Below are 23,207 nucleotides of genomic sequence, written 5' to 3'. Positions count from 1 at the left end.
GGCCGGCTGGAAGGAATTTCATGGAAATGACGCGAGAGTTGCGACTGTTTGCTGGCGTTGCCGCTATTCTGACGAGCGGTCTGGTGCTTTCCGGCTGCATCGGCGGCCCAACCTACGGCACCGACAAGACCGCCGGCGAGCAGCTGATGGACGATCTCGGAAGCGCCGTCAGCATTGCTCCCAAGAGCGGTGCTCCGGTCAAGTATCAGCCCCGCCCTGGCTTGGTGCTGCCTCCGTCCGGCCAGCAGACGGCGCTCGTGGAGCCGCAGAAATCGCTTGCCACCCGAGAAGCGAATCCGGAATGGGTCGAGTCTCCGGAAGAGGCCCGCAACCGTCTGCGCGAAGAAGCCGACGCCAACAAGAATAACCCGAACTATGTTTCGCCGCTCGCCAAGGCCAGCGCCAATGGCCGCCGCCTTTCGGCCAAGGAGCAGCAGGAAGCCTACCGCGAAGCGCGCAAGATCGAGATGGGCGCCTACTCCGACAAGCGCCGTTTCCTGAGCGATCCGCCGCTCGAATACCGCCGCCTTCCGGAAGGTTCCGAGGCTGACCTGGGCGAGCCGGAGAAGACCAAGGAGCGCCGCCGCAAGAAGGAAGCGCAGGTCAAGAATAGCGGCAGCAAGTGGTACTGGCCCTTCTAAATCATGACGATCAGCATTCGCGACGCGCGACCGGAAGACGCCGAAACCATCCTGCGCTTCATCACCGAACTGGCCATCTACGAGAAGGAACCTGACGCGGTCGAGGCAACCGTTGAACAGTTGCAGGCGTCGCTCTTTGGTCCGGACGCGCTCACCCGTGCGGTGATCTGCGAGAAGGACGGCAAGCCGGCCGGTTTCGCCATGTGGTTCTACAACTATTCCACCTGGCAGGCCCGCAAGGGGCTCTATCTCGAAGACCTCTATGTCACACCGGATTGCCGCGGTTCCGGCGCCGGCAAGATGCTTTTGAAGCATCTCGCCAGGATCGCCGTCGAGGAAGGGTGTGGCCGCTTCGAGTGGAGCGTGCTCGATTGGAACGAGCCGGCAATTCGCGTTTACGAGGCCGTCGGCGCCGAGCCGATGTCGGAGTGGACGCGGTATCGGCTCGCAGGCCCGGCACTCGAGTCCTTTGCAGCCGGCTGAGAGGTTTGCTCGCCTCAGCGTTTTCCGGCAAAGAACCCCTTGAGAATGTCCGCGGCTTCGCGCTCGGCGAGCCCTGAATAGACGTCGGGCACGTGATGGCATGTCGGCGAGCCGTAAAAGCGCACGCCGCTGTCGACAGCACCACCCTTTGGGTCTTCGGCGCCATAATAGAGGCGACGGATGCGGGCAAAGGAAATTGCCGCCGCACACATCGTGCATGGCTCCAGGGTGACATAGAGGTCGGCGCCGCTCAGCCGCTCGTCATTGAGCACAATGGACGCTTCGCGAATGGCAACGACCTCGGCATGGGCGGTTACATCGTTGAGTTCGCGGGTACGATTTCCGGCGCGCGCGATGATCTCGCCATCGAAAACGATGACGGCGCCGATCGGCACTTCGCCGCGCTGGCCCGCTTTTTTGGCCTCTTCCAGGGCCGCATCCATGAAGCGTGTCGTATCAGCCATCGCTCAAACAATAATTTCTCTTAACCCACGGGCTTTGACCTGATAGGACAGCCGCAAAAGGCAGGCAACACAAATGACATCCAAAGACAAGCCCACACGGCCTGGCGGCAAGCCCGCTGGCCGGGACAAGAAACCTAATTTCGCTGGCAAGAAGGCGGCAGCGCCTCAGGCCGGAGCCTCGCGTCCGCCCAAGGCTGGTCCGAAGCCCGCCGTCGCAAGCGCCGACGAGCCGCAGCGCATCTCCAAGATCCTGGCGCGCGCCGGCGTTGCGTCCCGCCGCGATATCGAGCGCATGATCATGGAAGGCCGGGTCAGTCTCAACGGTGTCGTCCTCGATACGCCTGTTGTCAACGCGACCCTTGCCGACCATATCGAAGTGGATGGACATGCGATCCGCGGCATCGAGCGCACGCGCCTGTGGCTCTACCACAAGCCGGCCGGACTGGTGACCACCAATGCCGATCCGGAAGGCCGTCCGACGGTCTTTGACAACCTGCCGGACGAGTTGCCGCGCGTGCTGTCGATCGGCCGCCTCGACATCAATACCGAAGGCCTGTTGCTGCTGACGAATGATGGCGGACTTGCCCGCGTGCTCGAACTTCCGTCGACCGGCTGGCTGCGCCGCTATCGCGTGCGCGCCCATGGCGAAATCGACCAGGACGAACTGGACAAGCTGAAGGACGGTATTGCCGTCGACGGCGTGCTTTACGGCGGCATCGAGGCGACCCTCGACCGCGTGCAGGGTTCGAATGTCTGGATCACGATGGGTCTGCGCGAAGGCAAGAACCGCGAAATCAAGAACGTACTCGGCGCGCTCGGCCTCGACGTCAATCGCCTCATTCGCATCTCCTACGGCCCGTTCCAGCTCGGCGAACTGCCGGAAGGACACGTGCAGGAAATCCGTGGCCGGACGCTGCGTGATCAGCTCGGACCGCGCCTGATCGAAGACGCCAAGGCGAACTTCGACGCGCCGCTCTACAATGATCCGTCCGCAACCGTCGCGAACGAAGCGCCGGAAGCCGAAGCCTCCGACACGCGCAAGCCCGAACGCGCCAATCGTTGGGAAAAGCCGGAAGACAAGCGCGAGCGCGCGCTTTCGAAGCTCGACACCCGTCGTGACGACCGCCGCGACGGTGGCCGCGGCAAGGATGCTCCCCGTGGCAAGGGTGGGCCGCGCGACGACCGCGGCGACGCCAAGTTCGAGGATCGGCCGAAGCGCACCCCGGCGCAGCGCGCCCGCACGGCCAACGTCTGGATGGCGCCCGGTGCCCGTCCACTGGCCGAGAAGAAGCCGAAATCGGCTGAAGGCGATGCTTCGGCAAAGCCGGCTCGCCGCGAGCGTCCGGAAGGCGCACCGACAACCAAGCGCTACGGCCGCACCAAGGATGGCTTTGCGACGAAATCGTCCGGCAAGTTCGATCCCGACCGCAAGGGCGGCGCGCCCAGGGACTATGATCGTCCGGCGTCCGCCGCACCGATCAAGCGCCGGGATGAAGAGGGCGAATGGATCAGTGCCAGCGAACCCGCTCGCAAGGGCAAGGACGAAGGTCGTGATGGCGGCTTCGGCCGTCGCAAATCGGGCGATGCGGGCGACCGCAAGTCGCGCGACCATGGTGACCGTCCGCCTCGCCGCGAAGGCGGCGACCGGCCGGCCCGTTCCGAGGGTGGCCCGCGCAGCTTCTCCGACAAGCCGCGGTTCCCGCGCGCCGACGGCGACCGCCCGGCACGTCGCGAAGGCGGCGATCGCCCGCGTGGCGATCGGCCGGCCCGCGCCGAAGGCGGCCCGCGCAGCTATTCCGACAAGCCGAGAGGCCCACGCACCGAGGGCGATCGTCCGCCACGTCGCGAGGGTGGCGACCGTCCGTTCGGTGATCGGCCCGCTCGTTCCGAAGGCGGCCCGCGCAGCTATTCCGACAAGCCGAGAGGCCCACGCACCGAGGGCGATCGTCCGCCACGTCGCGAGGGTGGCGACCGTCCGTTCGGTGATCGGCCCGCTCGTTCCGAAGGCGGCCCGCGCAGCTATTCCGACAAGCCGAGAGGCCCACGCACCGAGGGCGATCGTCCGCCACGTCGCGAGGGTGGCGACCGTCCGTTCGGCGACAAGCCCCGCGGCAAGTCCTTCGGTGGCAAACCGTCCGGCGGCAAGTCCTTTGGCGAACGCTCAGGCGGTCCGCGTGGCGGCAAGCCCGGTGGTGGCAAACCGGCTGGCGGTGGCGGCCGTCCTGGTGGCGGTGGACGTCCGGCCGGTGGCAAGCCGCGCGGCAGAGGAAACTAAGCGGTCGTGCGCATTGTCGGCGGAGAGTTCCGTGGCCGCAGTCTGGCCACGCCCAAGTCGAATGATATCCGTCCGACAACCGATCGGACGCGCGAGAGCCTGTTCAACATCCTGAGCCATTCCTATCCGGAGGCTCTCGATGGGACCCGTGTGCTGGATCTTTTTGCCGGCACCGGGGCCGTCGGGCTCGAAGCCCTGTCGCGGGGGTGCCGCCAGGCGCTCTTCGTCGAGCAGGGCGTCGAGGGCAGGGGCCTCCTGCAGAACAATATCGAGGCGTTCGGCCTTCAGGGCCGTGCCAAGGTCTTCCGCAGGGATGCGACCAGTCTCGGTTCCGTCGGCACGATGGAGCCGTTTCACCTGGTTTTTGCGGACCCGCCCTATGCCAAGGGACTGGGAGAAAAGGCGCTGGAATCGGCGGCTCTCGGCAACTGGCTGGTGCCTGATGCTTTGGTGGTGCTGGAGGAACGTGCGGACGTTCAGCCGGCGCCAACAGCCGTTTTCGAGCGACTGGACGTCAGGGTCTTCGGCGACACACGCATGCACTTCTACCGCTTCCGTGGCGCCTGACGTCACACTTTTGATTCGCTTGCACAGTTAGACTGCCGATTGAACTGGGGCGCACGTCGATGAAGCAGGACGTATCCACCGTGAATGTTTCGCCGGCAAGCGCGAGCGAGCCGTCGGTCGCGCTGGCGCTCGGTGGCGGCGGTGCCCGCGGGCTCGCCCATATCCATGTCATCGAGGCTTTCGACGAGTTGGGCATTCGCCCTGTCGCCATCGCCGGTTCGTCGATCGGCGCCATCATGGGTGCCGGCATGGCGGCGGGCGTTAGCGGCAAAGAAATCCGCGAGCACACGCTGGCCACGGTTGGCCACCGCCGCGAGGTGGTCAATCGCCTGTGGCAGTTGCGACCGGCAAGTTGGTCGGAAGCGATGACCAACGGTTTCCGTTTTGGTCAGTTCAACGTCGAACGCGTCTTGAAGGCGTTCCTGCCCGAAGGCATCCCTGCGACGTTTTCGGAATTGGACGTGCCGCTCAAGGTCGTTGTCACCGACTATTACGGCCAGACGGAGCACGTCTGCGAGACGGGCGATCTGCAGAAGGCTCTTGCCGCATCGGCGGCGCTGCCTGCGGTCTTCATGCCGGTGAAGATCGAAGGACGGGTGATGATCGATGGCGGTATCTACAATCCCATTCCCTTCGATCATCTGCGCGGCCTTGCCGAAATCGTCGTCGGCGTCGACGTCGTCGGCGGCCCTGATGGCGACGGCAAGACGATCCCGAGCCGCATCGACAGCCTGTTCGGGGCGAGCCAGCTGATGATGCAGTCGATCATTGCGATGAAGCTGAAGGAGGGCGCGCCGGATATCCTGCTGCGGCCCGATGTCGGCCGCTACCGGGTGATGGATTTTCTGCGCGCAAAAGAGATCCTGGCGGCGACCGCTGGCATCAAGGATCAGTTCAAGCGCACGCTTGAAGAGCGAATGAAGGTGGTGAGCGTCTCCGGGTGAGGCCGCAGACGGGTGCTGCTGCTGATCAAGCGCTTTCCCGCGCATCGGCCGGTAGCCCCGGCAGGATGCTGTCCCCGGTTTCCGAGGAATGATCGACGTCGCGCTTGGGCTTGACCAGTGGCTCGGGCCGCACGGGTTGCGAATGCAGCATGTCGCGGCCGGCGGTAATGCCTTCGGCCTCCTGCAGAACGAGACGAGCCTCGTCGCGCTTGCGGATATCGTCCATGATCGCGAGCGCCTCGTCGTTGCCCACACCCAGCGCCTCCAGCGTCTTGCGACCGAAGAGCAGACCGGACTCGAAGGTCTCGCGCAATTCGTAGTCGACGCCCTTTGCTCTGAGTTCAAGCGTGTGCAGCCGATCGTAGGAGCGGGCGAAGATCCGGGCATCAGGATATTCGGCCTGCACCAGATCGACGATCCGGTCGGTGGTTTCCTTCTTCTGCGTGCAGATGGCGATGAGCTTGGCGCGTTCGATGCCGGCGGCGCGCAGCACGTCGAGCCGGTTGCCGTCGCCGAAATAGATCCGGAATCCGAAGGTTGCCGCCTGGCGAACACGGGCGGCGGAGTGGTCGATGATCGTCACGTCGCGGCCGCCGGCCAGCAGGATCTGTGCGGCGATCTGGCCGAAGCGGGAAAAGCCGATCATCAGCACGTCGGCGTCGGCTCCTTCGAAGTCCTCGTCCATCTCGTCGACCAGTTCGTCCTGCTCACGCATCAGCCGAGGGGCAAGCATGGAGGCGATCGGGGTCAGCGCCATCGACAACGTCACGATAGCGACGAGCAGAGAAGCGCTGCCGGTCGAGAAGACGCCGGCGACCGCTGCAGCGGTAAACAGCACGAAGCCGAATTCACCGCCCTGCGGCAGAAGCAGGCTGACGCGCACCGCGTCGTTGTGGTGCGAGCCGGCCAGTCGGCAGATCCAGTAGAGAATGAAGCTCTTCACCAGCATCAACAGCGGCACGGCGACAATGATCACCAGGTAGTTGTCGATGATGACGTCGAGTTGCAGCGACAGGCCAACGGCCATGAAGAACAGCGCCTGCAGGATGCCGCGAAAGGGCTCGATATCTGCCTCGAGCTCATGGCGATAGGACGATTCTGCCAGGAGAACGCCGGCAAGGAAGGCGCCCATGGCCATGGAAAGGCCGGCCATCTGCATCAGTGTTGCGGCCCCCATGACCACCAGAAGCGCTGCGGCTATCATCACGTCGCGCGCGCCGGTGCGGGCGATGATCTGGAACAGCGGGTTGAGCAGATAGCGGCCGGCGGCGACCAGGATCGCAACTGCGGTGATCGCAATGGCAAAATCTTCGAGCGGCGGCGTCGTATCTTCCGGCGCCTGTGCCGCCAGAAGCGGGATCAGCGCAAGCAGCGGGACGATCGCCAGATCCTGCAGCAAAAGGATCGAGAAGGCGCGTTGGCCGAAGCGCGTATTGCGGTCGTTGCCCTCATCGAGAATCTGCATGGCAAAGGCGGTGGACGACAGCGCCAGGCCGAAACCGGCGACGATGCTTCCGGCATGATCGAGCAGTCCGGTCAGGGCGATCCCGTAGGACAGGACCACGCCGGTGATGAGGACTTGCGCCGTGCCGAGACCGAAGATGTCGCGCCGCATCTGCCAAAGTCGCGATGGTTTCAGTTCCAGCCCGATGATGAAGAGCAGGAAAACGACTCCGAGTTCGGAGCCGTGCAGGATCTCTTCGCCGTCGGTGATGCCCTTGGCAACTGGGCCGATCAGGATCCCAGCCGTGAGATAGCCGAGGATCGTGCCGAGCCCGAGCCGTTTGAACAGCGGTGCCGCGATGACTGCGCCCCCGAGCAGTATTAACGCCTGGGAGTAGATGATCGGGGTCGTCGTCATGCGCGCGGCTTTCGATATTGCTTCGTCCTGCCTCGGGCAGACGGAGGTTTCGGCGGGAGTAACATTACGGTGTATGGGCGGGAATCATGCCAATGCCCTTGATGCATGCTCCAGTGCACAATAAATGGGGCAGGAATGAAAGGCCACATCATGTCAGAAACGATCGATTCCGCCTCCCTCGAAAGACGCGCCGCCGAACTGGTGGACCTTGCCCGCAAGGCAGGCGCCGACGCAGCCGACGCCGTCGTCGTTCGCGGCCGCTCCCGTTCCGTCTCGGTTCGCCTCGGCAAGGTCGAAGCGACGGAGGCATCCGAGAGCGACGACTTCTCGCTGCGCGTCTTTGTCGGCAATCGCGTCGCCAGCGTATCGGCCAATCCCGGTTTCGATCTGAAGGTGCTCGCCGAGCGGGCGGTGGCGATGGCCAAGGCCTCGCCGGAGGATCCCTTCGCTTCGCTTGCCGACCCGGATCGCCTGGCGAATTCCTACCCGGATCTCGAACTCTTCGACAATCGCGAGGTTTCGACGGACGCCTTGACGGAAGCGGCGCTGGCCGCCGAGGAAGCGGCGCTGGCGGTGTCTGGTGTTACCAATTCCAGTGGCGCGGGTGCGTCGGCCGGTATGGGCGGGCTGGTGCTTGTAACCTCGCAGGGTTTCTCCGGTTCCTACATGGCCACCCGCTTCGGTCGCTCGGTCAGCGCGATTGCCGGCGAGGGCACCAAGATGGAGCGCGACTACGATTACGACAGCCGCATCTATTTCGACGAGCTGCGTGCGGCCGATGACATCGGCCGGGTTGCCGGCGAGCGCGCGGTCGCGCGCATCAACCCTCGCCAGGTGCCGACGGCCAAGAACGTCACCGTTGTCTTCGACCCGCGCATGGCGCGCGGCTTCGTCGGCCATCTCGCCGGCGCCATCAACGGCGCATCCGTTGCGCGCAAGACCAGCTTCCTGCGCGACATGATGGGCAAGCAGATCATGAAGGCCGGTCTGTCGGTGACCGACGATCCCTTGATCGTGCGAGGCTCGTCGTCGCGCCCGTTCGATGGCGAAGGCGTGAGCGGCGCAAAGTTGACGATGGTCGAGGACGGCGTGTTGAACCATTGGTTCCTGTCGACCTCGGCTGCCCGCGAACTCGGCCTTGAGACCAACGGCCGCGGTGTGCGCGGCGGCCCGACCGTCAATCCGTCCTCGACCAACCTGGCGCTCGAGCCCGGCTCTGTTTCGCGCGAAGACCTGATCCGCAGCGTGGGAACCGGTTTCTACGTGACCGAGCTTATCGGCCAGGGCGTCAACATGGTGACCGGCGAATACAGCCGCGGCGCCTCGGGCTTCTGGGTCGAGAATGGCGAGCTGACCTTTGCCGTATCCGAGGTCACGATCGCGTCGAACCTCAAGCAGATGTTCATGGCGATCACGCCGGCCGACGACATCGACAGAAAGTTCGGCGTCGCCGCGCCGACGCTCGCCATCGAAGGCATGACGCTCGCCGGTCTGTAAGCTGCGAGCGTCAATGCCATGACAAAAGCGTACGGCCATGCGCCGACGCAAGAGGATTTGAATGTCTGACAAAGCACCATCGATCGCGACGTGGAAGGAGGATCTGGATCTGATCCTTTCCGCCGCGGTCGCCGCCGGCGAAACCGCGCTGCGCTACTTCCGCAACAAGCCCGATGTGCGCTGGAAGAACGAGGGGCGTTCTCCGGTCAGCGAAGCCGATATCGCCGCCAACGACATTTTGAAGGAACGTCTGCTTCTCGCCCGTCCGAACTACGGCTGGCTCTCGGAAGAGACCGACGACGATCAGAGCCGCCTGTCCTGTGAAACCGTCTTCGTTGTCGATCCTATCGACGGCACGCGGGCTTTCATTGCAGGCAAGGATCTTTGGTGCGTGAGTGTCGCTGTCGTCCACCGGGGTCAACCCGTTGCCGGCGTTCTCTATGCGCCGGCGCTCGACGAGATCTTTCAGGCAACAGTGGATGGACCGGCGCTGAAGAACGGCACGGGCATCCAGGTGCGCGACGTTAACGACGGCGAGGCCCTGCATGTGGCGGTCGCCGAAGACATCGTTTCGAGCCTGGCGCCTTCCTACCGCAACGGGATCGTTCGGGTGCCGCATGTGCCGTCGCTCGCCTACCGGCTGGCAATGGTTGCCGATGGCCGGATCGACGGCACCGTGGTCAAGAAGAACTCCCATGACTGGGATCTCGCCGCCGCCGATCTCATCCTCGAAAGGGCAGGCGGGGGGCTCAATACGCTTGAATCTCAGGCCCTGTCCTACAATCGCCCCAATGTCGTTCATGGCCTTCTTTGTGCGGCATCGAAGGCGGCGCTGCCGGGATTGCTTGCCGCGTCCAGGACCCTTGAGGGCCATTGACCTTTCGGGCCGAATGCCGCAAACCAACGCCCATACCCTATAAGAAAATGGAATTCCGATGGCTCACGACTCCGAGAAGAAACAACGTCTGCATCTGGTCTTTGGTGGTGAACTGACCACGCTTACCGATGTTCATTTCCGTGACCTGGACAAGCTCGATATCGTCGGCATTTTTCCTGACTACGAAAGCGCGCACATTGCCTGGAAGTCGAAGGCGCAGATGACCGTCGACAACGCGCATATGCGTTACTTCATCGTTCATATGCATCGCCTGCTCGATCCGGAAAACGATTGATGCCGATGCCGAGGGCATGCGTGGCGCGTTCCTGCGTGCCCGCTGCGTCTGACCTTCGCCCGAGCTTTCCATTGGGCGGGGGGCAGCAGCCATGAGCAGCTTTCGCGCGCGGCTGGCGCTTTCGAGCTATCGCTGGATCGGTTCGGCGATCTATCCGTTCGTGTGGTCCTATCTTGCCCTGCGCGCCGCGAAGGGCAAGGAGGACCCGGCCCGTCGCCGCGAGCGCTACGGCTATGCCAGCGTCCCGCGTCCGCAGGGTCCGCTCGTCTGGTTTCATGCCGCAAGCGTCGGCGAGACCAACGCGGTCATCCCGCTGATCAAGGAAATCCATCGTCGCGGCATCAATGTGGTCCTGACCACCGGAACGACGACCTCGGCGCGGGTCGCGGCCGGGCGTCTCGGCTCGGCGGTCATTCACCAATACGTGCCGCTCGATTTCAAGCCGGCGGTCAACCGCTTCCTCGAATATTGGCAGCCGGATCTGGCGATCATCGCCGAATCCGAGATCTGGCCGATGACGATCCTGGAACTCGGGCGGCGCCACATCCCACAGGTTCTGGTCAATGGACGGCTTTCCGACCGCACATTCGCGCGCTGGAAGAAACGGCCGGCGCTCGCCGATGCGCTGTTTGAGAACCTCGCGCTCGTCATCGCTCAATCCGATGTCGATGCCGAGCGCTTTCGCACGCTCGGCGCCCTGCCGGTGATGGTCTCTGGCAACCTTAAGGTCGATACCGACGCGCCGCCGCACGATCCGCAAGCGTTGAAGGAATACAGCCAGCAGATCGGCGCGCGCAAAACCTGGGCGGCGATCTCGACCTTCGACGGCGAAGAAGCGGCTGCCGGCGTCGTCCATCGGGCGCTGAAGGAGCGCACCGGCCTCTTGACGATCATCGTGCCGCGGCACCCCGAGCGCAGCGATGCGATCGAGGCGGCACTGACGGCCAAGGGGCTGAAGGTTGCGCGCCGCACCCGCCGCGATCCGCTCACACCGGATGTCGATATCTTCCTCGGCGATACGATCGGCGAGATGGGGCTCTATCTGCGCTTGACGGAGGTCGCCTTTGTTGGTCGTTCGCTGTTTGCCGAAGGCGGACAGAACCCGCTGGAGCCGGCCATGCTTGGCTGCGCCGTTCTTTCCGGTGGCAACGTCCAGAATTTCCGCGAGACCTACCAGATGCTCGCCAAGAACGGCAGCGCCAAGATCGTCCGCGATGTCGAGATGCTGGCCAAGGGCGTCAACTATCTGCTTGCCAACGACGACATGCGTCGCTCGATGATCGATGCCGGCCTTGAAACCGTGCAAGAGATGCGCGGAGCGTTGTCGGCGACGATGAAGGGTCTTGAGCCCTATATCAATCCGCTCGTCGTCAAGGCGCGGCTCGAACCCCGCAACGACCTCTGACCGCCCCCGGGAGACGGAAAATCACCATGAGCGCACCGACAGCCATCGCCGGCATCCTTTTCGACAAGGACGGGACGCTGCTCGACTATGCCAAGAGCTGGGTTCCGGTGAATTACGAGCTGGCGAACATCGCCGCCAAGGGCGACGAAGCCCTGGCCCGCACGCTGCTCAAGGCAGGCGGCATGGATGCGGACACCGGCCACGTGATGCCCGACAGCCTGCTTGCCGCCGGCAATACCGTCGAGATCGCCACCGGCTTCGTCGCCGCCGGCGCGCCCTTTACCGTGGAAGCGTTGACGACACTGCTTGACGGGTTGTTTGCCCGTTCGGCCGAGTATGCGGTGCCGGTCACCGATCTCGGCCCGTTCTTCGCCGGCCTGCATGCCAAGGGCTATCGCCTCGGCGTCGCCTCCAGCGATAACGAGCGCTCGATCCGCGAAACGGCCCGGCGCTTCGGCTTCGACGGCTATCTGCATTACGTCGCCGGCTACGACAGCGGCTATGGCGTCAAGCCGGAGCCCGGCATGGTGCTCGGCTTCTGTGCCGCCACGGGCCTCGATCCGCAGCAGGTGGTGGTCGTCGGCGACAACAATCACGACATGCACATGGGCCGCAACGCCGGCGTCGGCATGACGGTCGCAGTGCTCACGGGCACCGGCTCGCGCCAGTCGCTGGCTGCCGCCTCCGACCATTGCCTGGCCGACATCACCGAGCTAGAAGCCGTCCTCTAGATTTCCCGCCGAGTCACAATTCGTCCATTGCCACCTTCACGGGGGGAAGTCATGGCTGGCTCACGGCCCGACGACCGCTAGAAGCAAGCCCGACAGATAGAGCCCCAAGCCGAAGACGGCATGCGTAGCCAGGCTGCGCAGCCGCGCAACGTTCGGGTTCGGCGTTTTCGAGGCGGCAATTCCGGCGCCCATGCCCGGCTGCATCAGGAAGAACGGCGCGGCCACGGTCGCAAGGCCGACAATCAGCGCCGGGGCAAGCGTCGGCCGCATCGCCCAGTCCTGGCCCCAGATCAGTAAAAGAAGGCCAGCGAAGACAATGCCGATGGCATAATGGGCAGTCCAGCCGATCGGGCGTTCGCAAGGAACAGGTGCGGCCGCTCCGATGCGCGGGTGCAGGAAGCGACCTTGCGGAAAATGCCCGATCCAGCGGCCGACCATGGCGTAATCCAAAGACGGTATGCCGAGAGAATGCTTCAGAGCCATTGCCCAGAGATCCATCACCGCAGTCGCGCCGATCCCGATGAGGATGGCTCGCAACACCAGATCCGTTTCCATGCCCTTATCCCTTCACATCATAGATGTAGCCGCACTTCGACAGATTGCACGCGTGCGGAAGTTCGATCTGCCATCCGCGGCAGGTCGAAATATCATTCAAACAAACAATTGAATGATAGATGGAGAAATGCTAGGCTTCTGTCAATGACCGACCTTCAACTTCAGATCTTCGAAGAGCTTGCCGAACTCGCCCGCACACTCGCGAGCGCCCAACGCCTGATGCTGCTCGAGCACATCGCCCAGGGCGAGCGCTCGGTGGAGCGCCTTGCCGAACTCGCCGGTCTCAGCATCGCCAACGCCTCGCAGCACCTGCAGCAATTGCGGCGTGCCGGCTTCGTTGAGACCCGGCGGGACGGCAAGCGTGTGCTCTATCGGCTGGGGACAGGCCCGGTGATCGGGCTGCTTTCGGCGCTGCGCCAACATGCCGAGCATAACCGTGCCCAGATCCGCGAACTGGTTGCCAATCGTTTGGATCGGCCGGAACGTCTTGAGGCGATTTCACGCGAGGAACTGCTCTTTCGGATGGGCGAGGGGAGCGTCACGCTGCTCGACGTGCGGCCGCAGGACGAATTCGCCTCCGGCCATCTTCCCGGAGCGATCAATATTCCGATCGACGAACTTGAGCGCCGCCTCGCCGAGTTGCCGGCGGGAGCGGAGATCGTCGCCTATTGCCGTGGACCTTACTGTGCCCTGTCGTTCGATGCGGTGACAGTCCTTCGAGGCAAAGGCTTTGCCGTGCGTCGGCTGGATAGCGGCTTTCCGGATTGGAAGGCCGCTGGCCTTTCTGTGGAAGGCAGGGATCCGGGCTGATCACTAGCCCTGGCGGACACGCCATTGTCTTGTACCGCTTGCCTTTTTCCGCGTTCTGACGTTTTTTGTGGGCCAACAATGCCGTCGCCGTCTTTTTTGGCAGCGATAGACAAGATGTGCATCGTCCTTCCCGGAAGGACCAGACGGGGTTACGGAAAGAACTATGGTATCGGAAGCGCCGCCGTTCTGGTGGACCAAGGCGGATTGGCGTGCCCGGGCTTTGTGGCCGTTCTCCTGGATTTATGGACGTGTTGCCGGCTTGCGCATGGACCGCGCCCGTCGCGCTTCCGTGCCGGTTCCGATCATTTGCATCGGCAACTTTACGGTCGGCGGTGCCGGCAAGACGCCGACGGCGATCGCACTTGCGCGCGCCGTCAAGGCGAAGGGGCTGAAGCCCGGATTCCTCAGTCGCGGTTATGGCGGCTCCCTCGATGTGACGACGGTCGTCGAACCCGAGCACCACAGGGCACGCGACGTTGGCGACGAGCCGTTGTTGCTGGCGCGCGAGGCGTTGACGGTCGTATGCCGTCGTCGCGTCGATGGGGCCCGCCGGCTGGTGGCTGAAGGCGTCGACATCATCATCATGGACGATGGTTTCCAGAGCGCGCGTCTCGCCTTCGACTTTGCCCTGCTGGTCATCGATTCCCGTCGCGGCATCGGCAACGGCTATCTCGTGCCGTCGGGGCCGGTGCGCGCGCCGATCTCCAACCAGCTGCGCCACGCGACAGCCCTGTTGAAGATCGGCGATGGCGCTGAGGCCGACGCCTTGATCCGCCGCGCCGCGCGGGCGGGCAAGCAGATCTACGAAGCGGAGGTCGTGCGGCTCGACGACGGCTCGTTGAACGGCGTCAAGGTGCTGGCCTGGGCTGGCATCGCCGATCCGGAAAAATTCTATCGCACCGTTCGCGAGACCGGCGCCGTCATCGAAGAAACCCGCAGCTTCCCCGACCATCATCATTTCTCGGAGGACGAGATATCGGATCTTCTCGACCGCGCCGCAGCACGCGGCTGCATTCTCGTGACGACCGCCAAGGATATGGTTCGTCTTGAGCCGGGCCACGGCCGGGCGGCGGAGCTGGCGGCGGCGAGCCGGGTGATTGAAATCGACGTGCGCTTCGACGACCCGACGGCACCGGCAAAGATCGTCACATCAGCGCTGTCGGCGGCGCGCGCCCGAAAGCTGCGGGAAGCGGAGCGGAAGTAAGCTGGGGACAGAGGCAAAAGGCAACTTCGCCTTGATCAGAGAGTTGCGGCAACGCTCGATCGCCTGCGTGATACGCATGTCCAGATGGAAAGTCGCCTCGCCCGCCGGGGCTTCAGAAGAACGGAGCAGAGGCGCTCCAGCATTGTGATCCTGGCGCCTTTGAAAGCGGGATGCTTTAGCTTTTTCCGGCGAAGTCTTAGCGGCGCTGGTTCGGCAGGGCGCCGGCGCGCTTCTCGGCTTCGAGCGATGCTTCCGCATCGATGTAGGGCTCCTGGCGTGCGACGCTCCAGTAGCGCAGTTCGTCGACCGGAATGGTCTTGCCCGTCATCGCGCAGATCACATGCGAGCCGGCAAGAACGATCTGGAAGTCACCATCGAGATAACGGATCTTCGCTTCGCGCGAGGCGCTTCCTTCAAACCGGTTCATCATCGTCTATGCCCATTCCGTCTTCTTGGTCTGGTCTCTGATCTAGCCCGGCGTTCGGCAAAATGCCAGCGCATTTCGCCTTCCCGATCCTCCGGGGTCAGCTCCGGCCGAACAGCCGCTCGATGTCGGAGAGCTTCAGTTCGATATAGGTCGGTCTGCCGTGATTGCACTGGCCGGAGCCGGGCGTTGCTTCCATCTGGCGCAACAGAGCGTTCATTTCCTCGGTGCGCATGCGGCGGCCCGAGCGGACCGAGCCATGGCAGGCCATCGTCGCGGCGAGATATTCAAGACGGCTTGAAAGCCCGCTCGCCGTATCCCATTCGGCAATCTCGTCGGCGAGCTGGCGCACGAGACCCGCAGCATCCATCTCGCCCAGCATCGCCGGCGTTTCTCTGACCGCGATAGCACCGGGACCGAAGCGCTCGATGCCGAGGCCGAGGCGGCCTAGTTCGTCGGCATGCGTCATCAGCCGGTCGCAATCGTCTTCCGAAAGATCGACGATTTCCGGGATCAGCAACGACTGGGCAGCAACCGGCTTTGCGTGCAGCGCCGTTCGCATGGTTTCGAACACGAGACGTTCGTGCGCGGCATGCTGGTCGACGATGACGAGGCCGTCTTGCGTCTGTGCGACGATGTAGTTTTCGTGAAGCTGGGCGCGCACGGCGCCGAGCGGAAACGATTGCGGCGCCGGCATTTCCGCGACCGTCCGCTCCGGTTCAGGCAACGGCGATGCCGTACGGGCCGACGGTGCCGAGAACGCGGCGAAGCTTGCCTGTGGCGTCTCAGACAGACCGCGAAGCATGGTATCGAAATGCGTTGGCCGGGAGGGAGAGGTCTCCGCGCTCCAGGGTTGCTGCGGCCGGTACTGCCCGGAGCGGAACGCTTGCATCATTCCGCTTGCGCCCGTCGTCGACGCCCGGTCGCCCTCGCGCGCCAGAGCCTGGCGGATCGCGCCGATGATCAGCCCGCGGATGAGGCCGGGATCGCGGAAGCGGACATCTGATTTTGCCGGATGAACGTTGACGTCGACGAGGGCAGGATCAAGCGTGATCGACAGCACCGCCACGGGATAGCGGCCATGCGGGATCGTTTCGGAATAGGCCGCGCGAATGGCGGACAGCAGTTGCTTGTCCTGGACCGGGCGCCCGTTGACGAAGACATATTGCTGCAGCGAGTTGCCGCGGTTGTAGGTCGGCACGCCTGTAAAGCCGGTCAGCCTTATGTCCTCGCGCTCGGCGTCGATCTCGATGGCGTTGTCGCGAAAGTCCTTGCCGAGCACCTGCGCCATGCGCGCCAGCCGGTCGTCGCCGGTTGCCGGAAACTCCAGCGTCGTTCGATCCGACCCGGACAGCACGAAGCGCACCTTCGGAAAGGCGATCGCCATGCGTCGCACGACGTCCGAGATCGCCGATGCCTCGGCCTTTTCCGACTTCATGAACTTGAGCCGGGCAGGGGTCGCAAAGAACAGGTCGCGGACTTCGACGACCGTGCCGGTATTGGCAGGCGACGGGCGGACGGGATCCGTCCTGCCGCCGGCGATGCTGATGACGGCGCCCTCGGCCGCACCGGCCGTTCTGGTGGTGATCGAAAGCCGGGAGACCGATCCGATCGAGGGCAGGGCCTCGCCGCGAAAGCCGAGCGTGCGGATATCGAATAGGTTGTCGTCGAGCTTCGACGTGCAGTGCCGTTTGACCGCCAACTCCAGATCTTCAGGCCGCATGCCGGCGCCGTTGTCGGTCACGCGCAGCAACGTCTTGCCGCCGCCGGCCGTGGCGATCTCGATCCTGGTCGCACCGGCGTCGAGCGCGTTCTCGATCAGCTCCTTGGCGGCACTGGCCGGACGTTCGATGACTTCGCCGGCGGCGATCTGATTGATGAGGGTTTCGGAGAGCTGCTTGATGGCCATCGCCTATTTTCCCGGATTCGGCGGCGGAACGGAAGCGAAAATAAACGTCTGTCCCCGTCCGCTTGCCCGGATCTCCGGGCTTTGGTTGTGCAACCACTTGGTGCACCCAAAAATGAGGCGAGGATTTAATTGCCCCTTAACATTCTGCTGCGATTTTCCACAACAACCTGAATGATCACGGGTTTTGTCTTCGAAGCACTGCGGCGTTGCTGGACGTCGTGTCACCCCGCTCGAAGGCCTGCCTTCCCAGGCAATCCCAGCATGTCCCGAAATGAAACCGCCGCAGGGGCGAGTGAGGACAGCGCAATGAACGATGGGGCGCCGAACGGCGCGGACATCAACAGGATCATTCTCGAGTCGAGCTGCGATGCGCTCGGCTTTGCGATGCTTGTCTGCGGTCGGGACGACACCATCCTCTTTGCCAGCCGCACGATGCTGCAGTACTTCCCTGTTCCATCCGAGATGCTGCTGCCCGGAACGCGCCTGCGCGATTTCCTCGGCGCCGTTTACGACACCGGCGTTCGCCCCGGCACCGTTCCCGAAAACAGCCGTCGCCGGACGAACCGTGAAGATTGGATTGCCGAGCACATGGCGCTGCATTGGCGCGAGCGCTACGAGAATGTCGAGAGGGCCGGCCGCACGCGCTGGGTATCGATGCGCAAGCGGCGTCTCTCCAGCGGTATCGGCATCCTGTCGATTACCGATGTCTCCGATCAGAGGAAGCGCGACGAGCAGCTGCAGACGGATCTCGAAAGGGTCGAACTGACGGAAGAAATTCTCGACGCTCAGCCCAATCCGATCTGCGTAAAGGATCGCAACCTCAACTACATCGCCGTCAACAAGGCGTTCTGCCTGATCCACGATCTTTCCCAGGACGCGATCCTCGGGCGTTCGGCCTGGGATCTGGTTGAAAGCGACCTTGCCGAACGGTTCGAGCAGTCCGATCGGCGCGTGCTTGAAACCGGCAAGCCGCATTCGGAAGCCGAACATATCGTTCGCGCCGATGGCAGCGATCTCTGGGTTCTCACCCGCAAGTATCGCGTCGGCATGCCCGGGCGCCATTTCGTCGTGACCTGCATGAACGACGTGACCGATATCGCCGGCTGGTACAATGGCTCCGAGGATGGTTCCGCTGCCTCGGGCGGTCTCCAGATCAGCGACTACAGCATTTTCGCGCCGGCTCAGAATTTCTATGATCCCTTTCGCGCGCTGAACGTGCAGCAGCTGGTCGAGGCGGGCTCGATGATCGAGACGCTCCCGGCGCGGGGCTTGCGTGTTCTGCTTGCGACGGCCGATCGGCTGACGGAAGACCGGCTGGTAACGCGCCTGCGCGGCTCGGGCCTGGAAGCGTGTGCTGTGCGCAACCTCGACGAGTTGACTGCCTTCGGCATGGCGTCCGAGAGCGCCGGCCTGAAGCTCGACGTTCTGCTTCTCGACGGCGCTCTTCCGGATGGTCAGCATGTCCCGACGGCCTGGCGCAACTGCCCGGTCCTTACGGTCGAAGCTGATCAGGACGCTGCCGCAGTGCTTGCCGAGGTTTTCCGCGTTTGCGCCGAGCGCCCGCAAGCCTCGCCGCTGTTGCAATCGGACTGGTCGCTGTCGTTTGAGGACGAGGTGGCCGCGACCGTGCCTGTGTCGCAGGTCGATGTCCTCGTTGCCGAGGACAACCAGATCAATCAGTTCGTCTTCACCCAGATCCTTGAAGGCTTGGGGGTCTCGCACCGCATCGCCGCCAATGGGCGTGAGGCGGTCGAACTCTGGCACGAGCTGCAGCCGGCGCTGGTTCTCATGGACGTGTCCATGCCTGTCATGAACGGTTTCGATGCGGCGGTCGCCATTCGCACTGCGGAAAAGACCAAGGGGCAGAGAACCCCGATCGTCGCGGTGACCGCGCAGGCCCTCGATATCGACCTGCAGCAATGCAAGGCATCGGGCATGGACGACCACATCATGAAGCCAGTCAGCCCGGACATGATCGAGGCCGTGTTGCGCAAATTCATGCCGATAAAGGCCATACGAACGACAGGTTGAACGAAAATCGTGTCAACTCGCTAGAATTGGGGATCTCGATGGCAGATGTTGGAGCGACGCGATATCGGATTGTTAACTCCCGATTGCGATCTTCTGCATCGAATTGCCCAAGAGCGTAGAGCCCCATCCCAATGCATCGCAGCCCCACAGCCGTCCAAGCCCATACCCTGCCGGAGGCGCATTTCCGCTCCGCAGGCAGGCGCGGTGCGTCAGGTAAAGTGGTCGGTTGCTCGCCCTGCCCACCTTCTGCTTGGGCGACTTGCCGATGATGTCAGGCGAAACCCCATATCATCGCGTCGGCAAGGAGCCACCGGCTGTCGCCAGCTCGGTCGATCCGTTGACCGGGCTTGGAAATGCGCGCCAACTCCGCAAGACCGTTTGCGACCTGGCTGAAGAGCGCGCCAGCGATCCTGCTCCCTTTACGATCGGCCTTGCCAATATCGATGGTTTCAAGCCGATCAACGACCTGTTCGGCCCGCGGGCCGGAGACGAAATTCTCTGCCAGGTCGCCCATCGGCTGCAAGCCTGTGCGCCCGAGGGCGCAACGATCATTCGCTCGGAAAATGACGAGTTCGCCTTCGTCCTGCCGCTCGTCTTCGAGCGCAAGGGAGCCGAGAAAGTCGGCCAGATGTTGAAGGAGGTGCTGTCGGCGCCCTTCGATCTCGGTGATCGCAACGTCCGCCTCTCGGCCTCGTTTGGTTTTGCCGTTTATCCCTTTGCCGGCGAAGTGTTCGAAGACCTGCTGAAGAGCGCAGACACGGCGCTTTATCGTTCCAAGCGCCGCGGTCGCGGCCAGATCACCGTCTATTCCCAAGAAATCGCCCAGGAAATGAAGCGGGCGACGCAGCTTGAGCAGGCTCTGCGCAACGCAATCATCGCCAACGAGGTCGATGTGCATTTCCAGCCGATCGTCGACCTGCGCAACGACGCAGTCGTTGGCTTCGAAGCCTTGGCCAGATGGTGCGACGCCGATCTCGGTTATGTCTCGCCGGCGGTCTTCGTACCTCTGGCTGAAGAGCGCGGCTTCATCGAATCGCTCGCCGAGACGTTGTTGCGCAAGGCGGCCCATGCGGCACTCTCCTGGCCGAAGGAGCTGTTCCTGTCGTTCAACCTGTCGTCGGCGCAATTGATGGATCCGGCGACCAGCACGCGGCTCTTGACGATCATCAACCAGATCGGCCTCGACCCGCGACGGCTGGAACTGGAGATCACCGAAACCGCCGTTATGGCCGACGCGGAGACCGCCCAGAAGATCGTGACCGAGCTGCGGGCAGCAGGCGTCCGCGTCTCCCTCGACGACTTCGGTACGGGCCAGTCGAGCCTTGGGCGCCTTCGTGATTTTTCCTTCGACAAGGTCAAAATCGACCGGGCCTTCGTGTCGCGGATCTCGGTCGATCGCGCGTCCGAGCACATCATCAAGGCGATTGTTTCGATGTGCGAAGGTCTGGAGCTTCAGGTCGTCGCCGAAGGCATCGAGGATTTTTCCGAAGCCTTGAAACTGAAGGCACTCGGCTGCGGCATGGGCCAGGGCTATTTCTACGGCAAGCCGGCTGATGCCGTTGCTACCATGCGCTACCTCTCGGACCGCTATCGCGGCGTCGCAGCCCAGCTTTAAATCCTCGCGTAAATTGGGCGTCAGCCTTTGGCGCTCTCGGCCCGGTTTCGTGTGCCTTCCGCCAGCAACCAGTCCCTGACCCGTCGCGCCTGGTTGTTCAGCTCGCGCGAGCGCGGCCACACGACGTAGAATGCCAGTCCGGTCTTCAGCACGTGACTGCCGACCGGCACAAGGGCACCGGAGCGCACCTGCGGATCGGTCAGGTGTTCCCAGCCGAGCGCCACGCCTTCGCCCGACAGCACCGCCTGGATCACCAGAACATAATCGTTGATCGCAAGCCGCCGAGCCTGCGGCGGGTAGGCAAGGCCGGCGCTGGCAAACCACTCGGTCCAGTCGCAGGCGCGGCGCACCGGCTCTTCCAGGTGAATGAGGTTGTGGCGCAGCAGATCGGCCGGCGTGCCGGGCAGTCCATGCTGCTCGATATAGGCAGGCGTCGCCACCGCGTTGACGACTTCTTCCGCCAGAAGGGCTGCGTGGTAGCGCGGCCAGTGGCTCGGGTCGCCGCCGCGGATACCGAGCGGGATCGGCTCTTCGTCGAGGTCGAGGTCGCGCACGCTCGTCTGGATCCTAAGATCGATCTCCGGCAGATCCTCGCGCATGCGATTGAGCCGCGGCAGCATCCACATCGAGGCAAAGGCGGTCGAGGCCGCAAGCGTCACATTGGTCTCGCGGCCCTTCGAGCGAATGTCTTCCGCCGACTTCTGGATACGCGACAGGCCGACGGAAACATCGGCATGGAATTTCTCGCCCGCTTCCGTCAACTCGACGGCGCGGTGCACGCGGTGGAAGAGCGGAACGCCCAGCTGCTCCTCCAGTCCGCGAATGGCGTAGGAGACGGCCGCCTGGGTCATGCCGAGCTCGTTGGCGGCGCGGGTGAAGTTTTGATGACGGCCAGCGGCCTCGAACACGATGAGGCTGGCTGCTGAGGGGAGCAGGCGGCGTAGATTTTCCATAACTTAGGCTTATCGCATGGCTCAATTTTTTCCAGCGTTACAACGTGATTTTTCGTCAATACCATCATCTCAAATGATGGGAGAACGGCGATGGAAATGGCAGCGGTGGCAGCGGGTGACGCGCCGAGACGGACAAGGGGGTCAAGGCCGCAGCGCGGCGGTGTCGGTGCCAAGGGCATTGGCGTGCCCTATATCATCCGCAACATTCCGACCTACGATATCCTGAGCGAGGAGAACCTGCTGCGGATCGAGGCGATCGCCGACCGTATCCTTGCCGAAGTCGGCATCGAGTTTCGCGACGACCCGGCAGTTCTCGATCACTGGAAACGTGCAGGCGCCAAACTCGATGGCCTCCGGGTGACGTTCGAACCCGGCATGCTGAAGGAGATCGTCAGCTCTGCGCCGCGCCAGTTTACCCAGCATGCCCGCAATCCCGCCCACAGTGTCGAGATCGGCGGCAGCAACGTGGTGTTCTCGCCGGCCTATGGCTCTCCCTTCGTCACCGATCTCGACAACGGCCGGCGCTACGGCACGATCGAGGATTTTCGCAACCTGATCAAACTGGCGCAGTCGAGCCCGTGGCTGCATCATTCCGGCGGCACGATCTGCGAGCCGGTCGATGTGCCGGTGAACAAGCGCCACCTGGACATGGTCTACAGCCATATCAAATATTCCGACCGGGCCTTCATGGGCTCGATCACGGCGGAAGACCGTGCGGAAGACTCAATCGAAATGGCGCGCATTCTCTTCGGTCGCGATTTCGTCGATGCCAACTGCGTCATCCTCGGCAACGTCAACGTCAATTCGCCGCTCGTTTGGGACGGCACGATGACGAAGTCGCTGCGCGCCTATGCGCGGGCAAATCAGGCGGCGGTCATCGTGCCCTTCATCCTCGGCGGCGCCATGGGGCCGGTCACCAATGCCGGGGCGATCGCACAGTCCTATGCCGAGACGCTGGCCGGTTGCGCCCTGACCCAGTTGGAGCGCAAGGGCGCACCGGTCATCTTCGGCAACTTCCTGTCGTCGATGTCGCTGCGCTCGGGATCACCGACCTTCGGCACGCCGGAACCGGCGATCGGTAGCATGGTGATCGGCCAATTGGCGCGGCGCCTCGGCTTGCCGCTGCGCTGCGCCGGCAACTTTTCCAACTCCAAGCTACCGGATGCGCAGGCGATGCAGGAAGGCGTCATGTCGATGCTGTCAGCCGTACATTGTGGAGCCAACTTCATCCTGCACTCGGCCGGCTTCGTCGACGGGTTGCTGGCGATGTCCTACGAAAAATTCGTCATGGACACGGACTTCTGCGGCGCGCTGCATTCCTATCTTGCCGGTGTCGTCGTCGACGACAACACGCTGGCCATGGATGCCTTCCTGCAGGTCGGGCCGGGCAGTCACTTCCTCGGCTGCGACCACACCATGCGCAATTATCAGACCGCGTTCTGGGATTCAGGCCTCTCCGACAATGAGCCGTTCGAGAAGTGGACGGAGGAGGGCGGCACGGACATGGCTGTCCGGGCCAACCGCAGCTGGAAGAAGACGCTGGCCGAATACGAAGCGCCGCCATTGGATGTGGCGATCGACGATGCTTTGATCGACTATGTCTCTCGCCGCAAGGACGGCATGGCGGACGCCTGGTACTGAACGGCCGCCAGCTTCTCGGACTGCA

At 63.5% G+C, this 23,207-nt stretch carries 21 protein-coding genes; 15 read left to right on the top strand and 6 right to left on the bottom strand.

What is annotated here, in order from left to right; genetic code table 11:
- Positions 1 to 20: 20 nt before the first annotated feature.
- On the top strand, positions 21 to 641 hold the full coding sequence (locus BLJAPNOD_RS19540) for a hypothetical protein (protein WP_077504222.1): 621 nt from the start codon (positions 21 to 23) through the stop codon (positions 639 to 641).
- A 3-nt stretch (positions 642 to 644) separates the two neighbouring features.
- A complete protein-coding gene (locus tag BLJAPNOD_RS19535; protein WP_077504221.1) occupies positions 645 to 1,124 on the top strand; it encodes a GNAT family N-acetyltransferase in 480 nt (159 codons plus the stop codon).
- A gap of 14 nt (positions 1,125 to 1,138) precedes the next feature.
- Here the strand turns inward: BLJAPNOD_RS19535 and BLJAPNOD_RS19530 are convergent, their stop codons facing one another.
- Complete coding sequence (locus BLJAPNOD_RS19530) at positions 1,139 to 1,588, bottom strand: nucleoside deaminase (RefSeq protein ID WP_077504220.1); 450 nt, start codon at positions 1,586 to 1,588, stop codon at positions 1,139 to 1,141.
- 73 nt (positions 1,589 to 1,661) lie between these two features.
- On the opposite strand from BLJAPNOD_RS19530, the gene BLJAPNOD_RS19525 reads away from it, so the two are divergent.
- From BLJAPNOD_RS19525 to BLJAPNOD_RS19515, 3 genes are read left to right on the top strand one after another with little or no spacing between them, the layout of a single operon-like run.
- The gene (locus tag BLJAPNOD_RS19525) at positions 1,662 to 3,863 is read left to right on the top strand and encodes a pseudouridine synthase (RefSeq protein ID WP_115420865.1); all 2,202 of its coding nucleotides are present in this window, start codon (positions 1,662 to 1,664) and stop codon (positions 3,861 to 3,863) included.
- A 6-nt stretch (positions 3,864 to 3,869) separates the two neighbouring features.
- Positions 3,870 to 4,430 (top strand): 16S rRNA (guanine(966)-N(2))-methyltransferase RsmD, encoded by a 561-nt coding sequence (rsmD, locus tag BLJAPNOD_RS19520; protein ID WP_077504218.1) that lies wholly within the window; start codon positions 3,870 to 3,872, stop codon positions 4,428 to 4,430.
- Between the two features lie 59 nt (positions 4,431 to 4,489).
- Entirely contained in the window at positions 4,490 to 5,374 is an 885-nt protein-coding gene (locus BLJAPNOD_RS19515) for a patatin-like phospholipase family protein (protein WP_115420864.1), read from the top strand.
- Between the two features lie 25 nt (positions 5,375 to 5,399).
- Here the strand turns inward: BLJAPNOD_RS19515 and BLJAPNOD_RS19510 are convergent, their stop codons facing one another.
- Entirely contained in the window at positions 5,400 to 7,235 is a 1,836-nt protein-coding gene (locus BLJAPNOD_RS19510) for a monovalent cation:proton antiporter-2 (CPA2) family protein (protein ID WP_077504216.1), read from the bottom strand.
- 150 nt (positions 7,236 to 7,385) lie between these two features.
- On the opposite strand from BLJAPNOD_RS19510, the gene BLJAPNOD_RS19505 reads away from it, so the two are divergent.
- From BLJAPNOD_RS19505 to BLJAPNOD_RS19485, 5 genes are all read left to right on the top strand, one after another.
- The gene (locus tag BLJAPNOD_RS19505) at positions 7,386 to 8,732 is read left to right on the top strand and encodes a TldD/PmbA family protein (protein ID WP_115420863.1); all 1,347 of its coding nucleotides are present in this window, start codon (positions 7,386 to 7,388) and stop codon (positions 8,730 to 8,732) included.
- 61 nt (positions 8,733 to 8,793) lie between these two features.
- Entirely contained in the window at positions 8,794 to 9,609 is an 816-nt protein-coding gene (locus BLJAPNOD_RS19500; RefSeq protein ID WP_115420862.1) for a 3'(2'),5'-bisphosphate nucleotidase CysQ, read from the top strand.
- 58 nt (positions 9,610 to 9,667) lie between these two features.
- A complete protein-coding gene (locus tag BLJAPNOD_RS19495) occupies positions 9,668 to 9,904 on the top strand; it encodes a DUF4170 domain-containing protein (RefSeq protein WP_077504213.1) in 237 nt (78 codons plus the stop codon).
- Positions 9,905 to 9,995: 91 nt separating this feature from the next.
- On the top strand, positions 9,996 to 11,309 hold the full coding sequence (waaA, locus tag BLJAPNOD_RS19490) for a lipid IV(A) 3-deoxy-D-manno-octulosonic acid transferase (RefSeq protein WP_077504212.1): 1,314 nt from the start codon (positions 9,996 to 9,998) through the stop codon (positions 11,307 to 11,309).
- Positions 11,310 to 11,335: 26 nt separating this feature from the next.
- The gene (locus BLJAPNOD_RS19485) at positions 11,336 to 12,040 is read left to right on the top strand and encodes an HAD family hydrolase (protein WP_115420861.1); all 705 of its coding nucleotides are present in this window, start codon (positions 11,336 to 11,338) and stop codon (positions 12,038 to 12,040) included.
- 60 nt (positions 12,041 to 12,100) lie between these two features.
- Here BLJAPNOD_RS19485 and BLJAPNOD_RS19480 read toward each other — a convergent pair whose 3' ends face one another.
- Positions 12,101 to 12,595, bottom strand: a complete 495-nt coding sequence (locus BLJAPNOD_RS19480) for a DUF2938 domain-containing protein (RefSeq protein ID WP_115420860.1) — start codon at positions 12,593 to 12,595, stop codon at positions 12,101 to 12,103.
- A 144-nt stretch (positions 12,596 to 12,739) separates the two neighbouring features.
- Between BLJAPNOD_RS19480 and BLJAPNOD_RS19475 the strand changes: the two genes are divergently transcribed.
- Positions 12,740 to 13,405 (top strand): metalloregulator ArsR/SmtB family transcription factor, encoded by a 666-nt coding sequence (locus BLJAPNOD_RS19475; RefSeq protein WP_115420859.1) that lies wholly within the window; start codon positions 12,740 to 12,742, stop codon positions 13,403 to 13,405.
- Between the two features lie 163 nt (positions 13,406 to 13,568).
- Positions 13,569 to 14,609 (top strand): tetraacyldisaccharide 4'-kinase, encoded by a 1,041-nt coding sequence (gene lpxK / locus BLJAPNOD_RS19470; protein ID WP_115420858.1) that lies wholly within the window; start codon positions 13,569 to 13,571, stop codon positions 14,607 to 14,609.
- A gap of 196 nt (positions 14,610 to 14,805) precedes the next feature.
- On the opposite strand, the gene BLJAPNOD_RS19465 is transcribed toward lpxK, so the two are convergent.
- Both BLJAPNOD_RS19465 and mutL read right to left on the bottom strand, forming a co-directional pair.
- Positions 14,806 to 15,039 carry a DUF2093 domain-containing protein gene (locus BLJAPNOD_RS19465; protein WP_077504207.1) on the bottom strand — a complete coding sequence of 78 codons (234 nt, stop codon included), beginning with the start codon at positions 15,037 to 15,039 and terminating at the stop codon, positions 14,806 to 14,808.
- A 94-nt stretch (positions 15,040 to 15,133) separates the two neighbouring features.
- On the bottom strand, positions 15,134 to 16,942 hold the full coding sequence (mutL, locus tag BLJAPNOD_RS19460) for a DNA mismatch repair endonuclease MutL (protein WP_115420857.1): 1,809 nt from the start codon (positions 16,940 to 16,942) through the stop codon (positions 15,134 to 15,136).
- A gap of 306 nt (positions 16,943 to 17,248) precedes the next feature.
- Here mutL and BLJAPNOD_RS19455 point away from each other — a divergent pair, with 306 nt between their 5' ends.
- Together BLJAPNOD_RS19455 and BLJAPNOD_RS19450 are read left to right on the top strand one after the other, a co-directional pair.
- Entirely contained in the window at positions 17,249 to 18,973 is a 1,725-nt protein-coding gene (locus tag BLJAPNOD_RS19455; RefSeq protein WP_115420856.1) for a response regulator, read from the top strand.
- 268 nt (positions 18,974 to 19,241) lie between these two features.
- On the top strand, positions 19,242 to 20,588 hold the full coding sequence (locus BLJAPNOD_RS19450; protein ID WP_244611027.1) for an EAL domain-containing protein: 1,347 nt from the start codon (positions 19,242 to 19,244) through the stop codon (positions 20,586 to 20,588).
- 20 nt (positions 20,589 to 20,608) lie between these two features.
- Here the strand turns inward: BLJAPNOD_RS19450 and BLJAPNOD_RS19445 are convergent, their stop codons facing one another.
- On the bottom strand, positions 20,609 to 21,541 hold the full coding sequence (locus BLJAPNOD_RS19445) for a LysR substrate-binding domain-containing protein (RefSeq protein ID WP_115420854.1): 933 nt from the start codon (positions 21,539 to 21,541) through the stop codon (positions 20,609 to 20,611).
- Positions 21,542 to 21,631: 90 nt separating this feature from the next.
- On the opposite strand from BLJAPNOD_RS19445, the gene BLJAPNOD_RS19440 reads away from it, so the two are divergent.
- The gene (locus BLJAPNOD_RS19440; protein ID WP_115420853.1) at positions 21,632 to 23,182 is read left to right on the top strand and encodes a trimethylamine methyltransferase family protein; all 1,551 of its coding nucleotides are present in this window, start codon (positions 21,632 to 21,634) and stop codon (positions 23,180 to 23,182) included.
- Positions 23,183 to 23,207: the final 25 nt, after the last annotated feature.

The sequence above is a fragment of the Ensifer sp. M14 genome (genome assembly GCF_003355565.1).
In the GTDB taxonomy this organism is placed as follows: Bacteria; Pseudomonadota; Alphaproteobacteria; order Rhizobiales; family Rhizobiaceae; genus Ensifer.
This window is presented reverse-complemented; position numbering and strand designations above follow the sequence as displayed.